Raw genomic sequence first — 24172 nt, forward strand, 5'->3', positions numbered from 1 at the left:
GTGCGGGCGCAGTAGCCCCGTGGGCCGGGGATCTGTTGTCCCCATCTCTTCCGGAAAGGTAAAGAATTAGACACCAGCAGGTTCATTCCGTTCGATGCCTGGGTCAGTATGCCCTTATTTCTCCCGTTTTTCCGTCTGCATCCTGTTTTTCAGCCACTGGTAAATAACACGGTCGGAGGCGTCCGGTTTTCTGCTTGTCTGCATGCTGAATCCGTATTTAGTTCGGAAGTTGAAGACGGCCAGGGAAGGGCTCAGGCCGATGGAAAGCCCATCCATCCGTATTTCCACCTCTTGCGGGACATGGCTGGAAAAGTCGAAGCGCCCGGCATTGGTGACAGTTCCCACATAATTTTTAATCAGGGAAAGAATTGCCGGCTGAAGGGAAGAACCTCTGGACATGGTCCGCGCGGCGGGCGAGCAAGGCTCTCTAAAAAGAACGGCAACGGGAGCATCCGCTGCGCGGGGAGCCGCGAGCTTGTCCATGGGAACGTTCCACAGGAAAGAAAACAGGGCCGTTCCCGCCAGAAAAACGGGAATAGCCAGAATGGAGGCCCATTGGCGCAGCCTGTTTTTATTCCGTTTTTTGCCGTTGTCTTTCCCCCCAGTCATGGAAGAAGCTGAAGCATGGCATGGGTTCCCGGTAGTGTCCATCAGTAAATGCAGGGTGATGAAGCGTTGCCGGGCCGGATGCCATTGCGGGGTTCTTTTGCATGGAGCTGAGAGAGAACGGGAGATATTCTTCCTGTTCCCGGGCGTTTTATGGCAACAGGTCCCACCCGGAAAGCCATGTTCCGGGTGGGGCGGGTATTGGGGCGCCTGCTATTCGGGTGCCTTGAAGTTATATACGGGCCTGATGCGTTCCACGATTTCCGCCGTTTCATGGATGTTGTCCAGCACGCTCTCGCCATCCTTGTAGGCCATCGGCGCTTCATCCAACGTGGCGCGGGAAACGCAGGTGGAGAAGATACCCTGCATGGAAGCTTCGAATTCCTCCAGGGAGAGATTGGCCTTTGCCTTTTTGCGGGACATGCTGCGGCCTGCGCCGTGCGGGGATGAAGAATTGAATTCTTCATTTCCTTTGCCGATGCAGATGACGGAGCCGTCACGCATATTCAGGGGAACGATGAGTTTTTCTCCGCGTCCGGCCCGGACGGCTCCCTTGCGGATGATTTGGTCTTCCGCAATGTAGTTGTGCACGGTGTCGAACATTTCCAGATCCGCAGCATCGTCCAGCAGTTCATGCAGTATCACGCGGCGGTTCAGGGCCGCGAAACGCTGGGCCGCCTTCATGTCCCGCATGTAGTTCAGCGTATCTTCTCCCTGAAGGTAGCAGAGTCCTTTTTTGCGTTCTTTGAGATAGGCGTCCGGACAAGTGTCCACGGCGATTTTCTGATAGCGTTCCGCAATCTTCAGGCCGAAATTGCGGGAACCGGAGTGGATGCACAGGAAAGCGTGTCCCTTCCCTTGCGCTATTTCAATAAAGTGGTTGCCTCCTCCCAGAGACCCCACGGAGCGGCGGTGCCTGTCTTTGTCCGTTCTCAGCACGTCCATGCAGATGCGGGAGATTTCTTCATCCAGTTCCGGGTCGTCCAGCAGGGCTTGATGAACGGAGGGACGGGCGTGCATCCCGGACGGGACGCGCTCGCGCAGGCGTGCGTCAAAGCTGGAAAAATCCGGCAGTCCGGACAGTCTGGCGGTAAGCACTCCGCAACCGATGTCCACGCCGATCAGATTGGGAATTACCTTATCCGTTTTCAATTCCGCCGTGAACCCGATGACGCAGCCGGCTCCGGCGTGCACGTCCGGCATGATGCGCACCCGGCTTCCTTCAAAGGCGGGGTGGTTGCAGACGTCCCTGATCTGGGTGCGGGCCAGGTCTTCCAGTTCATCCGTGAACACGCGGGCTTCCGTGTATTTTCCGTCAATGGTGATCATGGTTTTATTCTTTTGGTTGAAGGGGCGCAGAGATATGCGGAAAGCGCCTTCGCGCCCTGTGACCTTGTTACCATAACGCATTTATTGACTCTTGCATTATATAAGTATTCATATTATTTAACTATAAAGTTATGTTTGAGCATCTTTTCGCAGAACGGGGGCTGTCCCTGGACCGATTGAAAACCTTGATAGAAGTGGCCAAGGCCGGGAGCATTGCCGCTGCCGCCCGGGGGGACAGCGCGCGGCAGAGCCTGTATTCCCGGCAGATCAAGGAATTGGAGGAATTCTTCGGTGTGGAGCTGGCGAGCCGCCGCGGGAAAGTGCTGGCTCTTACCGGAGCCGGGTGGGAGCTGGTGAGGCTGGCCAGTGAAAGCCTGTGCCTGCTGGATGATTTCAAAAGCCGGAGCCGGAATCTGCCCTACCGGTTCACCATCGGAGCCGGGGACAGCCTGCATGCTTGGGTGGCGGCTCCCGTTCTGGCGAATATCCAGAAACGGGGGCTGCCGTGGCTTTTCGCGCTGGAGAACCTCCGCAACAGTGAGATTCCCTCTAAGCTCCAGAATATGGATATAGACTTCGGCATCGTGCGTACCAGCGCGCTGGAGGCGGAAGGGTTGGAAAGCCGGGTCATTTGCTCCATGGATTATGCGCTGTACGTTCCTGTAGCCCTGGCCGGGAAAAAGGCGCGGGGGAGGGAGGAGGATTTTCTCCGTCTACTGGAAATGTTCCCCCTGGCGACGCTGGGGAGCGGTTCCGGGTTTCATGCGTTGCTGAAAAGGAACTGCGCTGAGTTCGGCATCAGGCTGCGGGTGCAGTGTGAAACGCAGTCTTTTCCTTTTGCGGCCCGAATGTTGAAGAGCGGGGCGTTTATGGCGATTCTGCCCTGTATGGCGGAAAAAGAACTGGGGGAGGGATTCGTCAAGGTTGCTCATCCGGCGCTGGACGGGTTGTCCCGCAGTATTTCCCTGGCCTGGAATCCGCGGTTGCTGCGCGTGAGGCCTTCCGCCAAACGGGTAATTGGTGTTTTTTCCATCCCGGAACGGGAGTGATGAAAGGAAAATCAATCCGAATCCACGCCCAATTTATTTTTCCGGTAGTGGTCCAGGGAAATGCGGTAAAAATACACGATTGCCAGCAGATTCAGCAGGGCTCCCGCTCCGAAGGCCCAGTTCAGGTTCAGGTACGCGTAAATTTTGCCTCCCAGGAACATGCCTGTTCCCACCCCGATGTCAAAAGCGGTGAAAAATGTGGAGTTGACGGCTCCCCGGTGGCCGCGGTCCGCCATGTTCAGTTTCATAGTCTGGAACGTGGGGATGAAAATGCCGAAACCGAAGCCGATGAGGATGGCGGAAGCGTAATAAATCCATTCCAGCGGCGCCAGCGCCAGCGCGCCGAAGCTGACGGTCAGAATGCCCAGGGAGATGACGGAAAGCTCCGCCACGCGTCCGCGGTCGATTTGCCTGCCTACCATGAATCTGGAGACCAGCATGCCCAGCCCCATCAGCGCGTAAAACAGCCCGGCATATCTGAATCCGTGCATTTCCCCATACAGGGCGGAATACACGGCCACCACGCCATAGGAGAAGGTGGCGATCATCACGTTCACCGCCAGCGGAATGCCCACGCGCAGCACCAGACGGTCCAGTGCCTTTTTAGGCGTTTCATACACGGGCTCCTGAACAGGGCTTCCGGGAACGCGGATGAGAGATGCAATGCCCGCTCCGGCCAGGCACAGGAGCAGGGAGCTCCAGGTAATTACGTAAAAGCCGTACTGCTGGTATACCTGAAGGCCGATGACGGGACCCAGGCACATGCCCAGCGTCATTGTCATGCCGAAGAAGCCCAGGCCTTCCCCGCGGCGGGCAGGGGGGATGATATCCACCGCCATTGTCGGGCCGGAGGTGGTCATGCCTCCCCAGATCAGGCCCTGTATGAAACGCGTCAGGAAAAACGCCAGGGCGGTGGCGGCCGCAGCATACCCTGAAAAGGACAGGGCCAGCAGAATGTAAACCGTGATGTAAATCTTCTTGCGGTCTCCGGTGTCCACCCGGTGTGCGAACCAGGGGCGGGAGATAATGGCGGCCAGAACATAAATGGACATGATCCAGCCCAGCCAGCCGGAGGAGACCTGCAATTGCCCCGTCAGATACAGCGGGAGAACGGGCACCAGTTCATAGAAGGCCAGCCCCGTCATTAAGTTGGCGCAACAGGCCAGGATGTAGTCTCGCGTCCAGAGAGGCGCTTTGACGGATGGTGCGGTTCCCGCCGCCAATTCATCTCTGGTCCGGGTCATGCAGGGGTTGTACAGCCGTTGGGAAAAGTTTCAAACGGCCTGACGTGTCATGATGATGAGGAGCGGGGGGAGGAAAGCCCTGATGAATCCTTGTTGGGAGACGTTATTCATTTTCACGGGAAAAGGTTACGCCCACCAGCGTGTTTCTCCCGTCAATGGCATTCAGATAGTCGAATACTTCTCCGCAGGGTGTTTCGTTCTCAATGAGGAAAATGAATGCTCTGCGCTGGTTGATATGTTCATTTGCCATATTGGAGAAAGCCTGAAGGTCGTTTTTCCGGGATTGACCGGATGGTTTTTTCTGGATACGCCAGTAAACAAGCTGGTAGTTCCCTCTTTCCGGGTAAGGGGACCGGATGAATTTCACGACGGGATAAACGGGTTCCCGGGAAGGTGTTTTGCTGAAAACAAGAAAGTCATTTTCACGGAAAGGATGTTCCAGAACGGCATCGTCGGAAAGGCAGGGAGTGTCCGGGTTCATATCTTTTTCAGATTCCGGATCAGATTCCGGGGCCATATCCGTGGAGACGGGAAGATCCCAGCAAATTCCATTTCCAAAGGCGGACGCGATGGCATCCCCTCTTTTCAAACGGAGATTATTTACGCCATGCGCATAAGCCTCCGATATGCCTTCAGCGACGCGGAACCAGGGAAGGGACGGATTGTCCAGATTGATGGTCAGGCATCTTTCGCAGGCTGAATCCGTCTTCCATTCCTGTATGGGGCCGGGCAGTTCCGATGCGTTCACGATTATTTCTCCGGGCAGCAGGTCGCTTTCCTTTTTAGAGCATGCCTCAAAAAGGAAGCTGATGAAGAGAGGGAGGAAAACGGCAAGAAGACGAAGCAGAAGCATTTATTCATTCTTCTTATATAATTTCTATTGCATGTCAAAAGAATAGAGAGTGCGGTATGCACCGGGAAAGATGACGCTGGCTCCCGCTCCGGAATATGCCTTCTTTTTTGCGTGCAGGACGGCGCGGGCATGGTAGGGTACATGGTATGAGCGTAATCACCAAGCGTGGAGACAGCGGCGAAACGGACCTGATGTTCGGCAAGCGGAGTCCCAAGACAGCGCCGCGCATTGAAGCTTACGGAACGGTGGATGAATTAAATTCCCTGATTGGCGTGGTGCGCCATTCCGGGGTAAGTTCCCGGACGGTGGAGATGCTGGACGGCGTCCAGGCGCGCCTGGTGGGAGCCATGGGGGAATTGGCTACGATGGAGGAAGATTTGCCCAAATATGACACCAAGGGGTACGCCCGCATTACGGAGGAGGATGTGACATGGCTGGAGGAACAGGCTCATCTACTGGAAAAGGAATGCGACATCCGTTTCAAAGGCTGGGCCCGTCCGGGCAAGGAAGGATCGCTGGGTTCCGCATATTTGGACCTGGCCCGTTCCGTCTGCCGCCGTGCGGAACGCCGTGTGGTGGCGTTAAGGCTGGATCATGCCCTGAGCAACGTGAACACGGCCCTGTTCCTGAACCGCCTTTCCGATCTCTGCTGGGTGCTGGCCCGTTTTGAGGCGCTGGCCGCAGGGGAAAAGGTCCACGCCTGAGCAGACCGTTTCCGCCCGTCTTCCTGTTCCGGCATGTTGCGTATCTGCGTGGGTCCCGTGTCGGGAGAAGCCCGGAAAGAATGGTTTTGCCGCAGCTCCATGTCCGGAGGGCAAAGCCCCCGGAATTGTTCTTCGTTATCTCCGGGGGGGGGGAGCTTCCCGGTCAATCCAGCGGCAGGATGGAAGTAACCAGCATTTTGAACCGTTCCCGGGCAATGACGGAGTGAGGCACTCCGGCGGGAATCAGGAGGCTTTTTCCCTGGGGCAGAATAACTTCTTCATTGCCCACGGTGAAGTACGCCGTCCCGTCCAGAATCTGTATCAGCGCAGGACCGGGCGTCTGGTGAGTGGGAAGGAGCTGTTCGCTGTCAAAGGCCAGAATAGTCATGTTGACCCCTTTGGAGCGTACAAGGGCCAGACTGGTGATTTGCCCTTCGCGGTAATCGGTCAGATCGGCGTAATTGAAGGGCGTGCGTTCGGGGAGGCGCTGAATGGATGTCATACAAATTGGACATCCTTGTTGGCTCTTCCCGTTTCTCCATGACAGGCTTCCGGGAAAAAGGTCCGCTCCAGACCCGGGAGCGGACCTTGGCATTCAGCATTCATATGGTGCTTACTTACGGAGTCAGCGTCCTGAATTCATAGGCGTGAGGTCGAGTTCACAAGTAAACAACAATTTTTCTATATATGAAAAATACAATTTACTTCAAGAGAATTTCTGCAGGAAAGTTCGGATTCAGCATCCGTATGAGGTTGTTTCCAAATGCGGGCATCTGCCGTCAGCGGTTCCGCCGCCCGCGGCCGGATGTGCGCTTCTCCTGTTTGGCGGGGAAGGCCGTTTTTTCCGTTTGCCGCGGTTTCTTCCGTGAGACGATGGCGAAATCCGCCCACTGCTGTTCCCTGTCCACTTTCACGGGAATGACGGGAACGCGCAGCCCCGCGCACAGCACGGAACCATGGTCGTTTTTCCAGCGGCTGGCAAACGCCTCATACACCCAGCGGCCGCCGGGAAGTTTGTCCGGCTTGACCAGCCCCTTAATCTGGAGGCGCGGGATTTCCAGCAGCACGCCGAAGTGGCGCGTTTCCGTAACCAGAGCTTCGTGCACTTCCGGATGATCCGTGTAGCACTGACCTTCCAGCCATTCGAAGAGTTTCATCCGGTTCGCGTCCTTTTCCGCGCTGGCGGAAATTCGTTCCGTCTCTGAAATGTGTTCCGCGTCTTCCTCCAGCCTGCCTGCACTGCCTGCTCCTTTGGCTCCTTTGGGAGGATTGGACAGCAGGGGATTCAGGGAGCGGTGAACCACCAGGTCCGCGTAACGGCGGATGGGGCTGGTAAAATGGCAGTAATTGGGAGTGGCCAGGCCGTAGTGGCCCAGGGGTTCCGTGTCGTACCTGGCCCTCATCAGGTTTTTCAGGAGCGCCAGTTTAAGCAATTGCTCGTCCGGGGAATCCTTGATGGACTTCATCAGTTCATTCAGGTACTGGCGTTGTCCGATATCGTGGACGGGATGCCCGTACAGTTTGCACAGCTGGCCGAATTCAAACAGTTTGGAGGAATCCGGTTCTTCGTGAACACGGTAGATGGTGGGACGGTTCCCGTTTTTCAGAGCCAGGGCCACGGCCTCGTTGGCGGCCAGCATGCACTCCTCAATAAGCTGATGGCTTTCATCGTATTCTTCCGTGATGATGCCCGTCACGCGGCCGTCCTTGTCCATAACGGCTCTCACTTCCGGGAAGTCCAGATCCAGGGCTCCCTTGGCGTAGCGGTTGCGGCGCAGGATGGAGGCCAGATTCCAGGCTTCCCGCACCGTGGAGGGAACTTCCCCCTTGTCGTTTCCTTTCAGCATGGCGAAAGCCTCCTGGTAGGTCAGGCGCGCCTTGCTGCGGATGAAAGCGTCCGCAAAGCGTGCACGGAGCATCTTCCCCTTTTGATCAAATTTCATTTCGCATACTTTTGTCAGGCGCACGACATCCGGCCGCAGGCTGCACAAATCGTCGGAAAGGCGGGGCGGGAGCATTGGAAGGACGCGGTCCGGCAGGTACGTGGAATTGCCGCGGCGCAGGGCTTCCCCATCCAACGCGCCGCCGGGCCTGACGAAATGGGAGACGTCCGCAATGTGAACGGCCAGCGTCCAGCCGGACGGAGTGGCCGTGATGGAAATGGCGTCGTCAAAATCCCTGGCGCTTGCCGGGTCAATGGTGATGACGGTACGATCCGTCCAGTCTTCCCGGCGGGCGAGTTCCCCGGGGGAAGGGTTTTGAGGCAGCGTTTCCAGCTCCCGGAGCACGGAGGCGGGGAATTCCGCGGAAAGGCCATATTTTCTGATAACGGCTTCCATGTCCACGTGGGGTTCGTCCGGATAGCCGAGCACCTCCACGATTTTCCCGCGCGGGGCTTTCTTTTCCTCACCGCAGGGTACGGGCTCCACGGAAACCAGTTGGCCGGGAAGCACCTCCATGGCGGGTTTTTCCGCCAGTTCAATGGATGACGGAGAGCTTACGCCGTCTCCCAGCACGCGGCCCAGCTTGTTCTTTCCGGTGCGGAAGACGCCAAGCCAGCGGGAGCGCGCTCGTTCCGTCACTTCCTCCACGCGGGCTTTCATGCCGGCATCCGGGGAAGAAAAGCGGTCCCTGCGGATATTCCTCCGGCCCTTGGCCGTCTTGCGTTCCACGCGCACGGCCACCCGGTCCCCGTCCAGGGCAGTGCCCAGACGGTTGGGTTTAAGTTCCAGCTCCGGAATGGCTTCCGTGTCCCATCCCAGGGCCGCAGCGGCGGGGTCCCCTTTTCTGGGGAGAAAAAGAATCTTGCCGGAGCGCAGGATGCGGATCATGCCATGCACCAGGTTCCGGCGTTCCCTCTTTAAAGCGTACCTGCCCTTTTGCAGCCGCACGAGTTTTCCTTCCTCTTCCATCTGGTCCACCAGGGCGCGGAAATCCAGTTTCTGCCGGGAATCCACGTTCAGGGCGCGGGCCAGTTCGGATTTGCTCTGGGGTTCGTAACGTCCGTCTTCCATGTGACGGATCAGGCGGTCTTTGAGGGAATGATTCATTTTGCGGAAGTTCCGGGAAAAGGTGTCTCCCATTCCCATGGGAGCCATCATAGGGCGGTTTGAGCGCCGCTTCAAGGCGCGGGCGGTGCATGCCGCGTTCGTCAGCGGTTTTTGGCCTGCTGCCGGGCATGCCGTTGTACGGAGCATGTCCGCAATCCGTCTAGGGATTTTTTTTAATTATGTGGTATATGTATTGACAATGATCTGTTTTTGGATTTAATGATGTTTGGTTGTTTTTTATGAAAACATTTATTTTCCCGTTTTTGGCCTGCTGTTTCCTGGCGTTCAACGCGCTGGCGTCCAAGGGCGTTGAAATACGGCATAAAACCCAGTTCTGCGCGGCGGAAGTATATTTCAGGTATCCCGATCGCAACCCTCCCCAGGAGGAGATAGACAAAAGCAACAGAGAAAGAACGACCGTCACCCTCCGGGAATACATCACCCTGACCGCCACGCTGGACGGCAAAGAGCTTCCCGAAGACACCCGGTGTGACTGGTCCGCCGTGGAAGGAGTGGAATATTTCAAACTTGTAATTGATAATGATAAACCGGATCAAGCTACCGTCGATATCAATACCCTGGCCAAAACGCGTCAGACGCTCAAGGTGAAGGCGGAGGTGGACGGGGTGGAACAGGTGGTGGAATTCACCCTCATCCCGCCCCAGGGGCTGATGTACGCGGGGGCGGAGAGCCCTTTCCGGCAGGCGGAGGAAGAAGCGGCCAAGGTGGGATGCACCGTGGGGCTGAGCGCCCTCCGCATCCTGCGCGTGTATCCCTTGAACGTCAGCTTCACCAATCTTTACTCCCTGGAGCAGCATGCCGGTTATGAGCCCGACCCTCTTCCGGACCATCCCCTGGTCAGCGAGCATGCGCCTTTGCGGGAGCCCGCACGGGTTTCCGTCACCAATGAAGTCTATGACAGCACCAACTGCCTGTATCCGCCGGCGCTCATTGACGCGTTCTCGGGGTCCATCGGCTGGACGTGGAAGTGCCGCTGGCAGATATTCGGATGCACGGATAAACCCCAAGGCGGCAGGTACACGAAAGAAAAAGTGCTCTGGGATTTCAACACGGATCAGGTTTTCTTCATCAGGCGCGATCCCGATACGGGAACGGTGCACTACCGGATCCAGAAGTTCAAGGGGTTGAACAAAAATGACCCGGGCATCGTCACCGCAACAAGCAACTGATTTTCTTTATGAACTATTACCTTTCCCTCTGTCTTTCCGTGTTTCTCTTCTTTTCCGTCGGGAGCCGCGCGGATGAAGCCGCTGTGTACGACGATTTGCCCTCCTTCATGGACATCCGGATTGAACGGCTTAGCGGGGACGCGCGGCATCTGAAAGACCTGCTGGACCAGGGGAAGCTGGGCGACTTTTACCAGCAGGCGCTGCCCGTGCTCAACAGGGATCTGTTTGACGAGGACGGCGGAATGACCCCGGAGGAGCTGGAAAACGCCCTGTTCATCAACAACATGGTCGTCAAGGCCCCCTATCAGGACTACCGGCTGGACAACTTTTCCATCTGGATCAACGGAGGTGAGCTGGAAACCAAATTTAAGGCTGGGATTAATTTTTCTAAAATCTGTAAATATATTCAAGACAACAAAAAACTAAAACATGGAAAAGAGCTCGCGAGGTTCTGTCTGGAGGCGAAGTTCGAATACCTCAGGCGGATGATTCTCCAAGGCTCCACCGTTTACCGCTACATCGCCGGCCTGGAGGCGGAGCACGGGAAGTTCCATCCCGTGAGGCCGGTCGACACGCTGCCCTACTGGCGCTACCGGGAGACGAAAAACCTCGCCGCCTGCGGTGCGGAAGAGGAACGGCGCAGGAAGAGCCTGTACGAGCGGAACGTGGACGAGCTGGTCCGCCTCCGGCAGTCCTTCCGCTGGTATATTGAGAACAGCGAGGGTATCCTGTTGAATATCGTTCTGAAGCTTCACCCCGGGAATAGGGGCCGCGCGCTGGAAAGGCTGAGGGAATGCGGCTACAAGACGGACCGGGAGCTGGTGGAGTTTCTGGAGAGGACCGGCGGCATGAGAAAGAGAGTTCAATTCCTGTACTCTCCCGGGATGCTCCGGGAACACAGAAAACTCGGGAAGGAGGATTAGCCGCCATGGCCGCGAATATTCTGCTGAGAATGCTGTTGTGCTGCGTCCTGTTACTGGTATCTGGTGTTTCCCGGGCCCGGGATGCCGCCGCCGTGGAGAGTTTGCTGAGAGCGGATTATTCTTCAGTCATCATTGACGGCGTACGGAATCAACTCCGGAAACAGCTTGATTCCGGTACTCTTTCACCGGAAAAAATCCGGCGGATAGTACATCATCCGGAATTGGAGCAACTGTGCCATATCGGACAATTTTTCCGTTATGCCAGCCAGGAAAAGACGTTTCCAACAAGAGAGCTCCGGGACCGGACGTTTACCAGGTGGCTTGTCTCCCATCCGGAAGTTTTCCGGAAACTGGCCCATGCTGGGTATGCTCAGCAGAACAGTCTGGCTATTCTTTACCGTCTGTGGAATAGCGCAGACAGGGATTTGTGCGGAGTTGACCTTAACATCGCCCTGGGGGCCTGTCTCATCGCCGATGTTTTCACGGCAGAGGAATGTATAGCCAGGTATGGATTTTACCATGATTCCCATCATCATGGCAGGTGTTATCCGCAGGCCGACAGCCTTGAACCGTGGGAGTGGGCCGTAGTTCTGAGAGGAAAAGAGAGTCTGGAAGATCTGGCATGGGCCCAGCAATTTATTGAAGGGAAAAATATCAAACCCGAGCAGGCAGGGGGTAAATTTACCGGATTTATTCCCTACCGTAAAAAGAATCACAGAGGAATCAGCGTCCATGCCGGGGCCGCGTTTTACGATAACAAGCCCATCACTCTTCAGCTTTATACGGAATATGGAGGCGTGTGCGGAGCCGTTTCCAAGGGGGCCGCGGGTTTTTTAAGAGCCAAAGGCGTCCCAGCGTACCCCATCGGGCAGCCGGAGCATTGCGCTTTTATTTGGAAGCACCCCAAAGGGCAATGGCTGATCGGCAACAACATTGGAGGATGGAACTGGGCCAATGGTGGAAATAAACTGCCGTGGAAAGGCCCCGTGCAGATTATCTCCGCCCTCTGCGCTTTCTGGCAGGGCCCCCAGGCCCGTGAATCTTCCTTGATGTACGATTTATCTTTTTATTCCCGGAATCCGCAGCATGTGGAACTGCTGCTTCAGGAGGCGTGCCGGGCCAATCCTTACAATTATCCGGCCTGGGCGCGTTATTTGGGCATCAAGGCGGGAGGTGCGGGCGATAAGAAGAAGCTGGAGTACCTCATTCAGTTCAGCAAGGCGATGCCCCGTGAACATAACCTGATTGATTACGTGGCGGGTCATGTTTTGAAGATTAACCCTGAAAAGGTGAATCCCTATGAATTATACGCCTGCGGGGTCAGCCCGGACAGTACGCCCGAAGCAGAGGAACTTTTCATCCGGCAATTTTGGAAAAAGCTGATTGCCGACTGCCCTGAGGTTAAACTCCATGCTATTTACAAGGAAAGGACTACTGGTAATTTCTTAAATTTGTGGCTGGAGAAATCAAAAAATATCAAATGGAATTCCAAAATGAAGAGCAAAACCAGCAAAGCTTTTCAACAGGCGTTGCTGGCTTTGACCGGCAAGGAAAAAACTTTCATTAAAATGATGAAAAGCTACCGCCGGTTTCTCATCATGTGGAATGATGAGAAATATATGATGCAGGCACATGAATTTGTGCAGGACCATTTAAAAGGCATTACCAGCGACCAGGTGAAAAAGGAGATGGCCGGCATGGGTAGAAAAATGGGTATCCTTTTAAAGAATGATAAAATATTGAACATGTATGGTCAAAACCGGGAATCCGAATAGGAATTGACCATTGTTCAAATGGGCGTTATCTGGGCCGGAGCGTGCCTTCCGTGGTGCCGAGCTGTTCCGCGACATCCAGTTCCCGGATGAGCCGGGCCGCCGTGCAGGAGCCGTCCAGCAATTCCCGGTAGCGGGACACCAGAAGGCGTATTTTTTCCGGGGGATCATCCAGCAGTTCCAGACGGAAGCGGGAAAGACCCAGACGGCGGAAGCCCCGGAGGAAGCCAGCTCCCGTCTGAGCGCGTCCGTTGAACAGCGTGTTCCGGCACCCGGCGTCCGCCAGCAGGGGATGAAGCTGGCCTACGCGGTCACGCAGCTGCACATGATGCCGTTCGCAGGGGCGTCCGCAATTCTTATAACTGGTGCCGTCCGACAGGAAGGTGCAGAACACGCAATGCTCCATGTGAAACATGGGCATATGCTGATGCAGCGTCAGTTCAAACCATTCCGGCGGCGCGCCGCGGAGCAGGTCCGCCACCTGTTTCGCGTTCAGGTCGTAAGAGAGGGTGAGATATTCCAGCCTCCCCCGTTCTTTCAGGATAGCCGCACTATACGGATTGGCGACATTCAGGGAAAAATCCCCAATGCGGCGCAGGGGGGAATGGCGGAAGTATTGCGCCGCGCCCAGGTTGCGGATGAGGATGCCGTCCGGCTCCGCCCGTTCCATGAGCTTAAAGTAACCGGTTTCAGATGGCTTCTGGATGCGGGGCGTCGCCAGAAAGACGGGGATGCTGTCCGCGTGCTGCCGAACCGCTTTCACTCCCGCCGCATAGTCCCGGAGGTCTTCAAAGTCCAGATAAACGGCATCCGCCCCGGCATCCAGAACGGAAGGTATCTGTTCCGGTCTGCGGCACAGCACAGACAGGTGCGGCGGCGCGTCCGGAGCTGCCGCCCCCGCCGGAAGCGCGGCAGGGGTGAAAGCCGCGGAAAGACGGGAGGGAACGGGGGCTTCCCTCTCCTGCCGGACCGTTTGAATTTGTTCCACGAGGGCGCGCCTTGCCTGGTTGAGGATGCTGAGCGGGAGCATCAACCCGTTCGGCAACCGGCATTCGCAGGAAGCCAGGCGGAACCCCGTTCCTCCCAGTCTGCCGAGCTGCTGTTTCAGCGCTTCAGGAGTCAGCGGGCGTTTTTCCGCCGTTTGCAGGGGCTGTGCGGACTGCACGGAACACCCGTATTCCGGGCAGGAAACCGTCAGAGGCTCCCCGGCGGATCCGGTGCATGTCAAATGGAGGGGTACGGAGGCTTCCGGCAGGTGTTCCCGCATTTTTTTCAACTCCGCGTTCAGGGCCGGATCATCCGTTTTCCAGAGCTTCTGCCCCGGCCTGACCCTGCTCCAGTCAATGCGGGATGCTTTTCCATGAAAGAAAAGGCGGTTTCTCTGCACTTTCCAGATACGACCGCCCTGTTCTTCATTGCGGTCTTCCCCTGCATCAATGACGAAGCCGTCACCGGGCGCGAGCGGAATGCCTCCTTCCGGTCTGATATCCAGCCAGCCCTGACCGCTGTTCATGATGACGCCTGCGTAAGCGCCCCTCTTTTTACCGTAGCGGCCGTGGGTCAGACGCGGGTGGTCCGTTCCGTCCAGCCAGCCGGTGGAGAAGCCGCGTGAAAATACCATTTGCAGTGCGTAGCGGTCGCGTACGGTTACCATTTCATCCACAGGTATTCCAGCGCAGGCGGCGTCCAGTGCTTTTCTATAGGCCGCCGTCACCGCCGCAACGTATTCCGGGCTTTTCAGGCGACCCTCTATTTTATAGCTTTTTACGCCCATGCGGACCAGGTCCGGGATGCGGTCAATGGCGCACAGGTCCTGGGGACTGAGCAGGTAGCGCCGTTCTCCCAGAGGAACGGCTTTGCCGTCTACAACCAGGGAATAGGGCAGGCGGCAGGCCTGCGCGCATTCCCCCCTGTTGGCGCTGCGCTGGCCCAGGCTTTCCGATGTAAGGCACTGGCCGGAGTAGGCCACGCAGAGCGCCCCGTGAACAAATACTTCCAGGGGTATGTCCGTATGCCGTATGCATTGCCCGATTTCCTTCAGGCTCAGTTCCCGGGCCAGGACGGCCTGCTTCAGGTCCAGGAATCCGGAGGCGAATTCCAGCCCGTCCGGAGAGGAAAGCGTCATCTGGGTGGAGGCGTGCAGTTCCAGCTTCATGTCGGGAACCTGCCTTCCCCATTCCGTCAGGCAGCGGGCAAGTCCAATGTCCTGCACGATGACCCCGTCCGCGCCGGCGGCATTCAGGTGGCCCAGGTAGGAGAGGGCGTCCGCCAGCTCGGAGGTGAAAATGAGCGTATTCATGGTCACGTACCCCCTCACGCCGTGCGCGTGAAGGAAACGCATCAGCTCCGGAAGGGAATCCAGCGTGAAGTTGTTTGCGCGCAGACGGGCGTTGAAACGGTCCAGCCCGAAATAAATGGCGTCTGCGCCATTGGCTACGGCGGCGCGTGCGCAGTCCATGTCCCCGGCGGGGGCAAGCAGTTCGGGACGCAGGTCTCCGGGCCGGAGGGCGGAAAGGGTCATGTCGTCGGAAGTCACGGGGAAAGGCAAAGAGGATGTAGGGGTTATTGGGCGGTGCTGCGTTTTTCCGCATGGCGGAGCAATGCTTTCAAATCTCCCAGAAGGAACAGGGAACCTGCCGCCAGAGCGGGGAACGGGGAAGCCAGCGCCGCCTGCAGCCCGTCCGGAAGCGTGGAATGAATGAAAACGGGGCCGGTTTCCTGCCCGGCCAGCAGGGCAGCCATTTCTTCCGCCGGCATGATGCGGGGGGAAGTGCAGGGAACCAGGTGCCATTCTCCGGCAATTTCCCGCAAAACCGGAATCATTTCCCGGATATGCTTGTCTGCGGATGCGGCAAAAACCAGCGCCGCCTTCCGTCCCGGGAATTCCTCTTTCCACGTGGCCGCGAGCACGCGCGCCGCATGTTCGTTATGAGCGCCGTCCAGTACCAGAGGGGGCGTCTCAAGGCGTTCGAACCGTCCGGGCCACTGTACCTTGGCCAGGGCAGCGGCGGCTGCGGCAGGGGAGGGAAGGGCATGGAGTTGCCTCATGGTTTCCAGCGCCAGGGCTGCGTTTTCCTGCTGATGGGCTCCGGGCAGGGCTGGGCGGGGCGTGTTCCGGTCCGCCCGGGCAATCGTGAGGGAAGAACGGCGGTTCCGCGCCGTCCGTTCAATGACGGCCATGACGTCCGGGTGCTGCACGGCGGTTACGGACGGTTTGCCGGGGGCGATGATGGCCGCTTTTTCCGCGGCGATCTCTTCCAGGGTGTCTCCCAGATACTGCTGGTGGTCCAGACCGATGGGGGTCAGTACGGCAATGTCCTTGGGCACGGCGTTAGTAGCGTCCAGTCTTCCGCCCAGCCCTGTTTCCAGAATGATGAAGTTCACGTTGTTTTTACGGAAGTGGCGCAGGGCGACGGCCAGAGCCAGCTCAAAAAAGGTGGGCGGCTGTTCCCAGCCTTCCGCCAGTTGTTTCAGGAAGGAAATTTCCTCCGCCAGGGCATCCGGAGCAATCATGTTCCCATTGACGCGGATGCGTTCAGAAAAATCTACCAGATGAGGGGATGTGAACAGGCCCGTTACATAACCCTGCGCCCTGGCCAGGGCCTCAATCATGGCGCAGGTGGAGCCTTTGCCATTGGTGCCGACCACATGAACCACGGTGGCGTTGATACGGTCCGCCCCGGCTGCCGCCAACAGTTTTTCTGTGTTGTCAAGCCCCAGCTTGATCCCGAAAAATTGGGTGGAAAAGAGCCAGTCAAGGGCGGCGGATACGTTCATGGGCGGTATTTTACCACGGGAAAACTCCCGTTCAACTCCGGTATGGCGGGGAGAGCCATAAAATACCGCCGGGAACAGACGCGGCAAACACGAACAAGCTACCGTTGCTACCTCTCGGTCCTGGCGGGGTTTGCCAGTCGTGCCTCCACGGGGTTCCCGGTGGCCCACCCAGTAAACTAGGTTTGCAGTGCAGTGTCAACCTTCAAAGACATCATCTCCTTCTGGCGAAAGAGAGCAGAATGGAGATCAGCAACATTACGCCGATGACGGCCGCCGCCGTGAAAAAAATCTCTTCTTCCTGTCTGAGCCGGCTGCGCTCTTCTTCGATTTTCGCGTCTCTGACGCGTTGCAGCCCGTGCAGGGCTTTGGCCTGTTCCTCTACATCCGCCTCCGTTCGCATGACAATCGTTTCCTCATGGTTGACGGCCTGGTCGTAAGGAGCGATCATTGCGCGGAATTCGGGGTCTTCCGAAAGTATTTCCGTTTCATCATAATCTTCCGCCAGGGGGGAATTTATGGAGTCCCGAAGGCTGGCGATTTGTCTGTCCACGTTGTTTTGGAACAGACCCAGCTCCCTTTTGGCCTTTTCGTAGGCTTCCGTCTGGTCTCGCAGAGCGGCTTCCCCCTGGTTGGTAATGCGCTCCAGTTCCTGCGGAAGGCTGGCCTGAAGTTGGAGCAGATCCGCCCGGTTCTCCGTCACTTTAAAATCTCCGCTTTTCTTGTTGGATGCCTCCGCGCGCTGGATGCGGTTGATGTCCAGACGGGTTTCCACCTGGCGTATTTGTTCCTGAATCCGGTTTCGGGCGCTGTCCAATTGTTGTCTGGTGGCGTTCCGCCTGCTTTTGAGTTCTTCCACTTCCGCAACGCGGCGGTCATATTGTTCCAGCAGATAGGCTATTCGGGCTTCCGCGCTTCGGGCATTGGGCCTCCCGTTCACGGGGGAGGGCGCCTTTTTCCCGTCTTTTCCCTGGTCGGTCTGCTTAATTCGGGAATCCCAGTACTTGCGTACGGCTTCTTCCTTCCGTTGAATGGCGTTTTGGAGGCGCGCCGCCTGCTGTTCCTGAAGTTTCGCGGCTTCATCAAAACGGGCTTGGGCCGCATCCAGCTCCGGGCACGGTTCCTGCTCCATGGCTTTGAGAGCTTCATGCCTGGGTGCGAGGCCGTTTTGATAATAATTCCAGCCGTAGTATCCCCCGGCGAGCAACAGGATGAGAAGGAGGTAACGCATAAATGAAAGGAGGGTAGAGTCAGAAGCAAATCTCATAGTGGGAGTTCCGCCGGATTTTGCAAATCCTAAAATCAGCCATCCGGAGCTTTTTCCCTCAATAGGGAGAATGATGATAAATCCACTCCGGAGGGGGCGTAGTTTTCCTTGAAGCCATACTTTCAAGCCATGTCTATTTTCCCATCGCGCAGACAGTTTCTCAAATCCCTGGGGCTTGCGGCCGGAGCGGCTGCCGCCGGAAATGCCCTCCCCGGGCAGGCTGTGGAAATCCCTGCCGGAGACCATCTCTGGAAATCGGCTTTTCCGGCGGTTCCTAGGCCTTCCGGTTCCACATATATGGGTGGGTTCAAGGCTCCCCGGCTGGATCGCATCAGGCTGGCTTTCATCGGCGTGGGCGGGCGCGGGTTCTCCCATCTGACGCAAATGTGCGTGATGGATGGAGTGGAAATCGTGGGCATATGCGATTTGAAGGAAGAGTTGACGAGACGCGGCGTGGACCGCGTGCTTTCCAGAATGGGGAAAAGCCCTCTGGGTTATTCCGGCGGCGACACGGAATACCTGACCATGCTGAAGGAGCTGCAACCGGATGCCGTCATTATCAGTACGGATTGGAGTTCGCATGCCAGAATCGCCTGCGACAGCATGAAGCACGGCGCTCACGCCTTTGTGGAAGTTCCGCTGGCCGTCTCTCTGGAGGAGCTCTGGAGCCTGGTGGATACCAGCGAGGCCACCAGGAAGCATTGCATGATGATGGAAAACGTCAACTATGGGCGGGATGAACTCATGTTCCTGAACATGGTTCGGCAGGGCGTCATCGGCGACTTGCTTCACGGGGAGGCCGCGTATATCCATTGCCTGGTGACGCAGCTGGGGGATACGCGCGGGGAAGGGGCCTGGCGGCCGGAATATCATACCAGAATCAATGGCAACCTGTACCCCACCCATGGGCTGGGACCGGTGGCGCAGTACATGAGTTTGGAGCGCGGGGAGGACCGTTTCAGCCGTGTTGCGGCATTTGCCTCCCCGGCTCTCGGGCGCAATGCCTACGCTAAAAAACATCTTCCCGCCGACCACCGCTGGAACAATACCCCATTCATCTGCGGCGACATGAATACGGCCGTCGTCAAGACGCAGCTGGGGCGGACCATTCTTGTCCAGCTGGATGAGACGTCTCCCCGGCCTTACTCCCGCGCCAACCTGATTCAGGGAACGGAGGGCACGCTGGCCGGCTTCCCAACCCGCGTAGCGGGCGAAAAGCTGGGCAACGGCAATTATCATGAATGGATTGAAGGCAGGGAAAAACTGGCCGCTATTTACGAAAAATACGACCATCCCCTTTGGAAACGCATCGGGGAGCTGGCCACGAAAATGGGCGGCCACGGAGGCATGGACTTCGTGATGCTTTTCCGCATCGTGGAATGCCTCCGGAATGGAAAGCCGATGGATCAGAACGTTTACGAAGGAGCCGCCTGGTCTTCCCTGCTGCCGTTGACAGCCCGTTCTATCGCCCAGGGCGGCCTCCCCGTGGAATTTCCGGATTTCACCCGCGGAGACTGGAAAACCACTGCGCCTCTGTCCGTGGTTTCATGAATGGCGCCGGGGATGAAGGGGCATTGTCCTCTTCCGGGAAGTTCGGGAAGGAATCCGTTCTTCCGCAGAGAGTTCAACAAGGACTGCCGGAAAACAAATCGTTTAATTCTTCCGCGCTCATCTTCAGGAGCCATTGTTCGGGGCCTCCGGAGAACAGGTCGTCCGCCATGCGGCTCTTGTTCTTCAGCATGGCGTCAATGCGGTCCTCAATAGTGCCCCGGCAGATCAGGCGGTGCACAAGTACGTTCCGGTGCTGCCCGATGCGGTAGGCCCGGTCCGTGGCCTGGTTTTCCACAGCGGGGTTCCACCAGCGGTCCACGTGGATGACGTGGGAGGCCTGGGTCAGCGTCAGGCCGGTGCCGGCGGCTTTCAGGGACAGGATGCAGAAGGGAGGCCCGGATTCCTTTTGAAAGGCGGTGACGATGTTCTGGCGTTCCGGAATGGGCGTTCCCCCGTGCAGGGTAAGCCCGGAACGGCCGAAGACTCCGGACAGGAGATCGTGCAGGTGAGGAATGATGGAGCGGAACTGGGTAAAGAGAATGGTTTTTTCCTGCCGGGCGGCAATGGAAGCGCACAGTTCCTGAAGACGCCGGAATTTTCCGGAACGTTCCGGCGCGTAGTCGTCCGTGCCCTGGAACTGGGCGGGGTGGTTGCATATCTGCTTGAGGCGTGCCAGAATGGGTAAAATCAGCATCAGGCGGGCAGCCGGATCCGGTTCGTCCAGTACGGCATGCAGCATGTCTATCTGTGTTTGGTAAAGGGCGGCCTGTTCCGGCGTGAGGGAACAATAGGCCGGTATTTCCGTTTTGTCCGGCAGGTCGGGAACCAGCGCCGGGTCCGTTTTCATTCTGCGCAGGATGAAGGGGCGTACCAGGCGCCGCAGCGGGGCATAGCCGTGTTCCAGGGAACGGGTGAAGGATTCAAAGCTTTTTCTGCTGCCCAGTAGCCCCGGATTCAGAAATTCCATCAGGCTCCAGAGTTCATTCAGGTTGTTTTCCACCGGTGTGCCGGACAGGGCTATGCGTCGCTCCCCATGCAGGGAACGGATGGCGCGGGAACGGGCGGAGCCTGCGTTTTTAATAGCCTGTGCTTCATCCAGAATGATGGCCGGAAAATGCAGGTCGGCCAGCGCGGACGTGCGCGCGGCCATGCCATACGTGGTGATGACGGCGTGGCAGTTTTTCCGGCGCGGGGTATTTTCCGGCTGCCACGGGTCCGGGGAGGAAGGGTGCATGATGCGCAGCATAAGTTCCGGAGCGAAGCGTTGCGCTTCTTCCTTCCAGTTGGACAGGAGGGAGGCCGGAACTACAATCAGAGCCGGCAGGTTCTCCAGCCGGCCTTTTCTCCGCAGGACGTCCAGCCACGCGATAGCCTGAAGGGTTTTCCCCAGTCCCATATCATCCGCCAGGCATGCGCCGAAACCCCGTTCCGTAATCCGGTAAAGGAAAGAAAACCCTTCTTTCTGGTAAGGGCGCATCAGTGCGTCCAGCCGGGGAGGAAGCTCCGGTACAGGGGCAGGGGTTTCCCCCGTCAGGATGTCCAGAGCCTGCCGGAGGTTTTGTCCCGGTTCCATAACGCAGTCTTCATCCGGTTCCGGAATCTGTACAAGCTGGCTGGAAGGGCCATTAACCAGCATTCTCAGGCCCTGGACCAGGGGGATGCCGAGGGAGCTCATCATACGTGCCGCTTTAGTCCACCGTTCCATTAAATCCCGGACTTTTCGGGCGTCTACGCGAACCCATTCCCCCTTGAAGCGGATCAGGCCGTCTCCGTCGCTGAGCAGTTCCCCCAGTTCCTCCGGGGTCAGGTCTTTGCCTCCCAGAATGGCGGATACAGAGAAATTCAGCAAACTGCGGACGGAAAGCCCGGAGGAATGGACCGTCTTTTCGCTTCCGGATGCATCCGCCGTGACTTTTACCTGCAGTTTGGGAGGGTTCTTTTTCCATAGATTCACCATGCGCACAATAATGCCTGCGCGTTCGTAGGTCGGCGTATCCTGCAGAAAGTCCCGTGCTTCCGGAGCGCTCCAGGCCATCGGCGTATAAATTTTCCCGTTATCCAGCAGCCGCCTCAGCAGGGAACTTTCCCGTGCCGCTTCTTTCAAGGGCTGGAGCACAGCCAGCAGGGCGGTGTGATTCCCTTCATGAAGTTTCAGGGCGGTGGAGAGGGGAAGGTGGCGCACCTGGTTGTCCGCAGCGCTTTGATGCGCAAAGGTGGCCATGAAAGCAAAGGGGCGGGCTCCTGTGGCGTCATCCCGATTTTCCGCAAGGTGGAAAAATACCTTGCCTATCTGATTCCAGGGAGCGCCCAGGCCGTTCAGCCATTCGGCGGGGGTGATGCCTCGGGCGCGGATTTCCTTTGCTATTACCTTTCGCAAGTCTTCAAGCCATCCGGCAATGATAGCTGGCGTGGCATATTCCGCGCCCGGTATGGGTGGGAATTGTTCCGCCAGAGAGGCTTTTTCCGCGGCGGAGGCCAGAAGATGGTCCAGAACAGCATCTACCTCATCCGGCCTTTCTGCGGCAGCGTGCGCCATGCGGGTAAGCGCCTGGCGCGCCATGTTCTTGATAAAGAACGCGCCCGGATCCGGGGCGGTTTCCCAGTTGGATACGGCCAGTGCATACAGTCCGTTTCCGGTTCCTTCTTCAAACAGGCGGTCGAGGGGCGGCGTGTCCGTCACCGGAGCGCCGGAGGGAAGGATGCGGAAACCATTGATATTCCGTTTCTCTTCCGGTACTGCATCATAGGGATCCGGCTGCATGGCTGGCGGGAATGTAGCGTGAGCTTGCGGCCGTAGTTCAAAGGGCGAACGTTTTATCTCTGATGATAGGCAGCTTGGACGGCGGTGGATTGAGCAGCTTTTTGGTTTGTTTCAGGTAATCAATCAGGGCTTTACGGACATCTATCCCCGTCGGTTTGCCGTTTCCCCGTTGGGGAAAGATGAAATTGCTGCACAGGTAGTCTCCCATGGCGACAGTGTAAATGACCCCGTTTTTCAGCGTACTGGTAATGCTGGGCGTAACACCGTCCATGATCTGGTAGGAAAATCCGGAGCAGTAAACTTCCAGAATGCCTCCTTCGTCATCGGTCGGAGATATGAATTTGGACAGGATCAGTTGTTCAACGTCCGCCTTGCTCATGGAGCAGGTGACGATCTTTTCCCGGAAGGGTTCCAGTTCGTAAACGTTCCTGATGGTAATGGGTCCCTTGGCGAGATGGTTTTTGGTTCGTACGCCGTTACGGTTATAAATGGCGATGTCCGAACGGGAAGCCTGTTGAATGGCTTTGCAGAAAAGGGTGCCTATGGTGACGTGCGTGATATCTTCTTCGGCGACGCCTACCTGATGGTTGAAAGACGGATTGACGGTAAATTCCCGGACGATTTTCTCTGCTTCCGGATCGTTGGGAATGTCTGCGTCCAAAGAAACGGCCCTGGTTGATTTGGAAAGGACGGAAACGGGTTTTTCTGTGGAGAAGATGATTTCCGTAACTCCTACGTGGCTCAAACTATGTCCCGTGTGGCTGAGCAGCGTGCCTGTTCTGAGATGACCGCTGGGAAGCATGACATGGGTATGGCCTCCGAGAATGACGTCGATATTCGGCGAATACTTCATCATTTTCAGATCCTTACCGTATCCCAGGTGGCTGAGGATGACGTTAATGGTGTTATGGTGAAGCCGGAACCTGTCCGTGATGCCCTTGTAATCTTCTTCATCCGGCAGCGTCCATGAGATGCCGGCCATCTTCCTCACATCCGTGGTTTGAAGGTCCGCCAGACCTATGAACCCTACGGAAACGGACGTGCCTTCAATCGGAATGCTGACATACGAAGAGAAACAGTTTTCCAGAGTAGGGGAAAGATTGGCGTTGGTAATGACAAATTTGGTGGAAGGCATTCCCTCAATATGGTCGCGCAGGGCCTCCTGTCCGTAGTCCAGGTCATGGTTTCCGATGGTCACTACGTCATACCCCAGTTTATTCATCAGGATGGTAAGGGGCTTGCCCCGTTTTTCGCAGTCGTCCACATAGGGATTGCCCACGAAATAATCTCCTGAATCCACCAGCAGCACGTGCGGATATTTGGCGCGGTATTGTTTTACCAGCGTGGCCAGTTTTGGGAAATTGTCCAGATTGCCGTGAATATCACTGGTAGAAATGATAATCAGCGTTTTATTGGGATCCGGTTCAAACTCCTGGGCCAGAGAGAACGGGCACAGGCATGCCAGGGCGGCAAGAACAATGCGGGGCGGAATCATGCAGGGGAAGGTAATGAAATGGGATTAACGGGCGAAAACCTCATACGGGCCGTCGCCCACGGAGATGACTTCCAGACGAACCCTGGACACGCCGCGTTTATGCAGGCCGATGCGGCTTGCAGCAGAGGTGGTGAGGTCTATCAGGCGATTACTGTGAAAGGGCCCGCGGTTGTTGATCCTGACGACGATTGACTTGCCGGTTTCCAGGCAGGTGACTTTTACCTTGCACGGCATGGGCAGGGTTTTATGGGCCGCCGTCATGGAACGCCGGGGATTGATGTACTCTCCGGAAGATGTCTTCAGGCGGCGCGCTTTGCCGCCGTACCAGGAGGCATAGCCGGTTTCATGATATTGCAGGGCATCCGCCACGCTCATGGGAATATATCTTTTTCCCCGCACCCGATAGGGCGCATTTTTAACATGCGCCTCTGCCGCCTGAACGGACGGCTCTGTTTTCTGAGGGCGCTTCTCCATGGTGGAGCAGCCCGGCATCAGAAAAAGCAGCGGAACGAAGAGGAGCCATTTCACGCTTTCTACATTTAACACATATTTATAATCCTGTATAACAAAAAAGGAACAGGAATTGAAATTTAAGGAATAGAAT

General features: G+C 57.0%; 19 protein-coding genes and 1 other RNA gene. 7 read left to right on the forward strand and 13 right to left on the reverse strand.

Going from position 1 to position 24172, the window contains the following annotated elements; translation table 11 throughout:
- Window positions 1–114: 114 nt before the first annotated feature.
- A complete protein-coding gene (locus tag CI070_RS03400) occupies window positions 115–609 on the reverse strand; it encodes a hypothetical protein (protein ID WP_094137201.1) in 495 nt (164 codons plus the stop codon).
- Window positions 610–819: 210 nt separating this feature from the next.
- On the reverse strand, window positions 820–1935 hold the full coding sequence (locus CI070_RS03405; RefSeq protein ID WP_094137262.1) for an RtcB family protein: 1116 nt from the start codon (window positions 1933–1935) through the stop codon (window positions 820–822).
- A gap of 131 nt (window positions 1936–2066) precedes the next feature.
- On the opposite strand from CI070_RS03405, the gene CI070_RS03410 reads away from it, so the two are divergent.
- Window positions 2067–2984, forward strand: coding sequence for a LysR family transcriptional regulator (locus tag CI070_RS03410; RefSeq protein ID WP_094137202.1), 918 nt, complete (start codon window positions 2067–2069; stop codon window positions 2982–2984).
- An 11-nt stretch (window positions 2985–2995) separates the two neighbouring features.
- Here CI070_RS03410 and CI070_RS03415 read toward each other — a convergent pair whose 3' ends face one another.
- Together CI070_RS03415 and CI070_RS03420 are read right to left on the reverse strand one after the other, a co-directional pair.
- Window positions 2996–4228 (reverse strand): MFS transporter, encoded by a 1233-nt coding sequence (locus CI070_RS03415; RefSeq protein WP_094137203.1) that lies wholly within the window; start codon window positions 4226–4228, stop codon window positions 2996–2998.
- A gap of 103 nt (window positions 4229–4331) precedes the next feature.
- A complete protein-coding gene (locus CI070_RS03420) occupies window positions 4332–5081 on the reverse strand; it encodes a hypothetical protein (RefSeq protein ID WP_094137204.1) in 750 nt (249 codons plus the stop codon).
- 146 nt (window positions 5082–5227) lie between these two features.
- Between CI070_RS03420 and CI070_RS03425 the strand changes: the two genes are divergently transcribed.
- Complete coding sequence (locus CI070_RS03425; protein WP_179218547.1) at window positions 5228–5785, forward strand: cob(I)yrinic acid a,c-diamide adenosyltransferase; 558 nt, start codon at window positions 5228–5230, stop codon at window positions 5783–5785.
- Between the two features lie 163 nt (window positions 5786–5948).
- Here the strand turns inward: CI070_RS03425 and CI070_RS03430 are convergent, their stop codons facing one another.
- Together CI070_RS03430 and CI070_RS03435 are read right to left on the reverse strand one after the other, a co-directional pair.
- Entirely contained in the window at window positions 5949–6287 is a 339-nt protein-coding gene (locus CI070_RS03430; RefSeq protein ID WP_179218549.1) for a cupin domain-containing protein, read from the reverse strand.
- Between the two features lie 277 nt (window positions 6288–6564).
- Complete coding sequence (locus CI070_RS03435) at window positions 6565–8835, reverse strand: ribonuclease R family protein (RefSeq protein WP_218824066.1); 2271 nt, start codon at window positions 8833–8835, stop codon at window positions 6565–6567.
- Between the two features lie 37 nt (window positions 8836–8872).
- Here CI070_RS03435 and CI070_RS13870 point away from each other — a divergent pair, with 37 nt between their 5' ends.
- From CI070_RS13870 to CI070_RS03450, 4 genes are read left to right on the forward strand one after another with little or no spacing between them, the layout of a single operon-like run.
- Window positions 8873–9055, forward strand: coding sequence for a hypothetical protein (locus tag CI070_RS13870; RefSeq protein ID WP_218824880.1), 183 nt, complete (start codon window positions 8873–8875; stop codon window positions 9053–9055).
- A 19-nt stretch (window positions 9056–9074) separates the two neighbouring features.
- Window positions 9075–10025 (forward strand): hypothetical protein, encoded by a 951-nt coding sequence (locus CI070_RS03440; RefSeq protein ID WP_094137208.1) that lies wholly within the window; start codon window positions 9075–9077, stop codon window positions 10023–10025.
- Window positions 10026–10033: 8 nt separating this feature from the next.
- Complete coding sequence (locus tag CI070_RS03445) at window positions 10034–10948, forward strand: hypothetical protein (protein WP_094137209.1); 915 nt, start codon at window positions 10034–10036, stop codon at window positions 10946–10948.
- A gap of 5 nt (window positions 10949–10953) precedes the next feature.
- Window positions 10954–12723 carry a hypothetical protein gene (locus tag CI070_RS03450; RefSeq protein WP_094137210.1) on the forward strand — a complete coding sequence of 590 codons (1770 nt, stop codon included), beginning with the start codon at window positions 10954–10956 and terminating at the stop codon, window positions 12721–12723.
- 25 nt (window positions 12724–12748) lie between these two features.
- Here CI070_RS03450 and CI070_RS03455 read toward each other — a convergent pair whose 3' ends face one another.
- The 4 genes from CI070_RS03455 to CI070_RS03470 all read right to left on the reverse strand — a co-directional run bounded on the left by CI070_RS03455 (window position 12749) and on the right by CI070_RS03470 (window position 17725).
- Entirely contained in the window at window positions 12749–15256 is a 2508-nt protein-coding gene (locus CI070_RS03455; RefSeq protein ID WP_094137263.1) for a U32 family peptidase, read from the reverse strand.
- A gap of 26 nt (window positions 15257–15282) precedes the next feature.
- A complete protein-coding gene (locus tag CI070_RS03460; RefSeq protein WP_094137211.1) occupies window positions 15283–16497 on the reverse strand; it encodes a bifunctional folylpolyglutamate synthase/dihydrofolate synthase in 1215 nt (404 codons plus the stop codon).
- A gap of 65 nt (window positions 16498–16562) precedes the next feature.
- An RNA gene (ffs, locus tag CI070_RS03465) (signal recognition particle sRNA small type) lies at window positions 16563–16657 on the reverse strand.
- A 51-nt stretch (window positions 16658–16708) separates the two neighbouring features.
- Window positions 16709–17725 carry a hypothetical protein gene (locus tag CI070_RS03470; RefSeq protein ID WP_143245708.1) on the reverse strand — a complete coding sequence of 339 codons (1017 nt, stop codon included), beginning with the start codon at window positions 17723–17725 and terminating at the stop codon, window positions 16709–16711.
- Window positions 17726–17890: 165 nt separating this feature from the next.
- Between CI070_RS03470 and CI070_RS03475 the strand changes: the two genes are divergently transcribed.
- Complete coding sequence (locus CI070_RS03475) at window positions 17891–19312, forward strand: Gfo/Idh/MocA family protein (RefSeq protein WP_094137213.1); 1422 nt, start codon at window positions 17891–17893, stop codon at window positions 19310–19312.
- A gap of 73 nt (window positions 19313–19385) precedes the next feature.
- Here the strand turns inward: CI070_RS03475 and CI070_RS03480 are convergent, their stop codons facing one another.
- The 3 genes from CI070_RS03480 to CI070_RS03490 are packed head-to-tail and all read right to left on the reverse strand — an operon-like array spanning window position 19386 to window position 24096.
- Window positions 19386–22073, reverse strand: coding sequence for a DEAD/DEAH box helicase (locus tag CI070_RS03480; RefSeq protein WP_094137214.1), 2688 nt, complete (start codon window positions 22071–22073; stop codon window positions 19386–19388).
- Window positions 22074–22110: 37 nt separating this feature from the next.
- On the reverse strand, window positions 22111–23568 hold the full coding sequence (locus CI070_RS03485; RefSeq protein ID WP_094137215.1) for a bifunctional metallophosphatase/5'-nucleotidase: 1458 nt from the start codon (window positions 23566–23568) through the stop codon (window positions 22111–22113).
- A 24-nt stretch (window positions 23569–23592) separates the two neighbouring features.
- Window positions 23593–24096, reverse strand: coding sequence for a septal ring lytic transglycosylase RlpA family protein (locus CI070_RS03490; RefSeq protein WP_143245709.1), 504 nt, complete (start codon window positions 24094–24096; stop codon window positions 23593–23595).
- Between the last annotated feature and the right edge of the window lie 76 nt (window positions 24097–24172).

It is taken from the genome of Akkermansia muciniphila (genome assembly GCF_900184965.1).
In the GTDB taxonomy this organism is placed as follows: domain Bacteria; phylum Verrucomicrobiota; class Verrucomicrobiia; order Verrucomicrobiales; family Akkermansiaceae; genus Akkermansia; species Akkermansia muciniphila_A.

What these genes read in the sequence shown, in the direction of transcription:
- CI070_RS03400 (WP_094137201.1), bottom strand. Translation starts at nt 609, where the DNA reads ATGACTGGGGGGAAAGACAACGGCAAAAAACGGAATAAAAACAGGCTG.
- CI070_RS03405 (WP_094137262.1), bottom strand. Translation starts at nt 1,935, where the DNA reads ATGATCACCATTGACGGAAAATACACGGAAGCCCGCGTGTTCACGGAT.
- CI070_RS03480 (WP_094137214.1), bottom strand. Translation starts at nt 22,073, where the DNA reads ATGCAGCCGGATCCCTATGATGCAGTACCGGAAGAGAAACGGAATATC.
- CI070_RS03425 (WP_179218547.1), top strand. Translation starts at nt 5,228, where the DNA reads ATGAGCGTAATCACCAAGCGTGGAGACAGCGGCGAAACGGACCTGATG.
- CI070_RS13870 (WP_218824880.1), top strand. Translation starts at nt 8,873, where the DNA reads ATGGGAGCCATCATAGGGCGGTTTGAGCGCCGCTTCAAGGCGCGGGCG.
- CI070_RS03445 (WP_094137209.1), top strand. Translation starts at nt 10,034, where the DNA reads ATGAACTATTACCTTTCCCTCTGTCTTTCCGTGTTTCTCTTCTTTTCC.
- CI070_RS03415 (WP_094137203.1), bottom strand. Translation starts at nt 4,228, where the DNA reads ATGACCCGGACCAGAGATGAATTGGCGGCGGGAACCGCACCATCCGTC.
- CI070_RS03430 (WP_179218549.1), bottom strand. Translation starts at nt 6,287, where the DNA reads ATGACATCCATTCAGCGCCTCCCCGAACGCACGCCCTTCAATTACGCC.
- CI070_RS03470 (WP_143245708.1), bottom strand. Translation starts at nt 17,725, where the DNA reads ATGCGTTACCTCCTTCTCATCCTGTTGCTCGCCGGGGGATACTACGGC.
- CI070_RS03450 (WP_094137210.1), top strand. Translation starts at nt 10,954, where the DNA reads ATGGCCGCGAATATTCTGCTGAGAATGCTGTTGTGCTGCGTCCTGTTA.
- CI070_RS03410 (WP_094137202.1), top strand. Translation starts at nt 2,067, where the DNA reads ATGTTTGAGCATCTTTTCGCAGAACGGGGGCTGTCCCTGGACCGATTG.
- CI070_RS03435 (WP_218824066.1), bottom strand. Translation starts at nt 8,835, where the DNA reads ATGAATCATTCCCTCAAAGACCGCCTGATCCGTCACATGGAAGACGGA.
- CI070_RS03475 (WP_094137213.1), top strand. Translation starts at nt 17,891, where the DNA reads ATGTCTATTTTCCCATCGCGCAGACAGTTTCTCAAATCCCTGGGGCTT.
- CI070_RS03420 (WP_094137204.1), bottom strand. Translation starts at nt 5,081, where the DNA reads ATGCTTCTGCTTCGTCTTCTTGCCGTTTTCCTCCCTCTCTTCATCAGC.
- CI070_RS03440 (WP_094137208.1), top strand. Translation starts at nt 9,075, where the DNA reads ATGAAAACATTTATTTTCCCGTTTTTGGCCTGCTGTTTCCTGGCGTTC.
- CI070_RS03460 (WP_094137211.1), bottom strand. Translation starts at nt 16,497, where the DNA reads ATGAACGTATCCGCCGCCCTTGACTGGCTCTTTTCCACCCAATTTTTC.
- CI070_RS03485 (WP_094137215.1), bottom strand. Translation starts at nt 23,568, where the DNA reads ATGATTCCGCCCCGCATTGTTCTTGCCGCCCTGGCATGCCTGTGCCCG.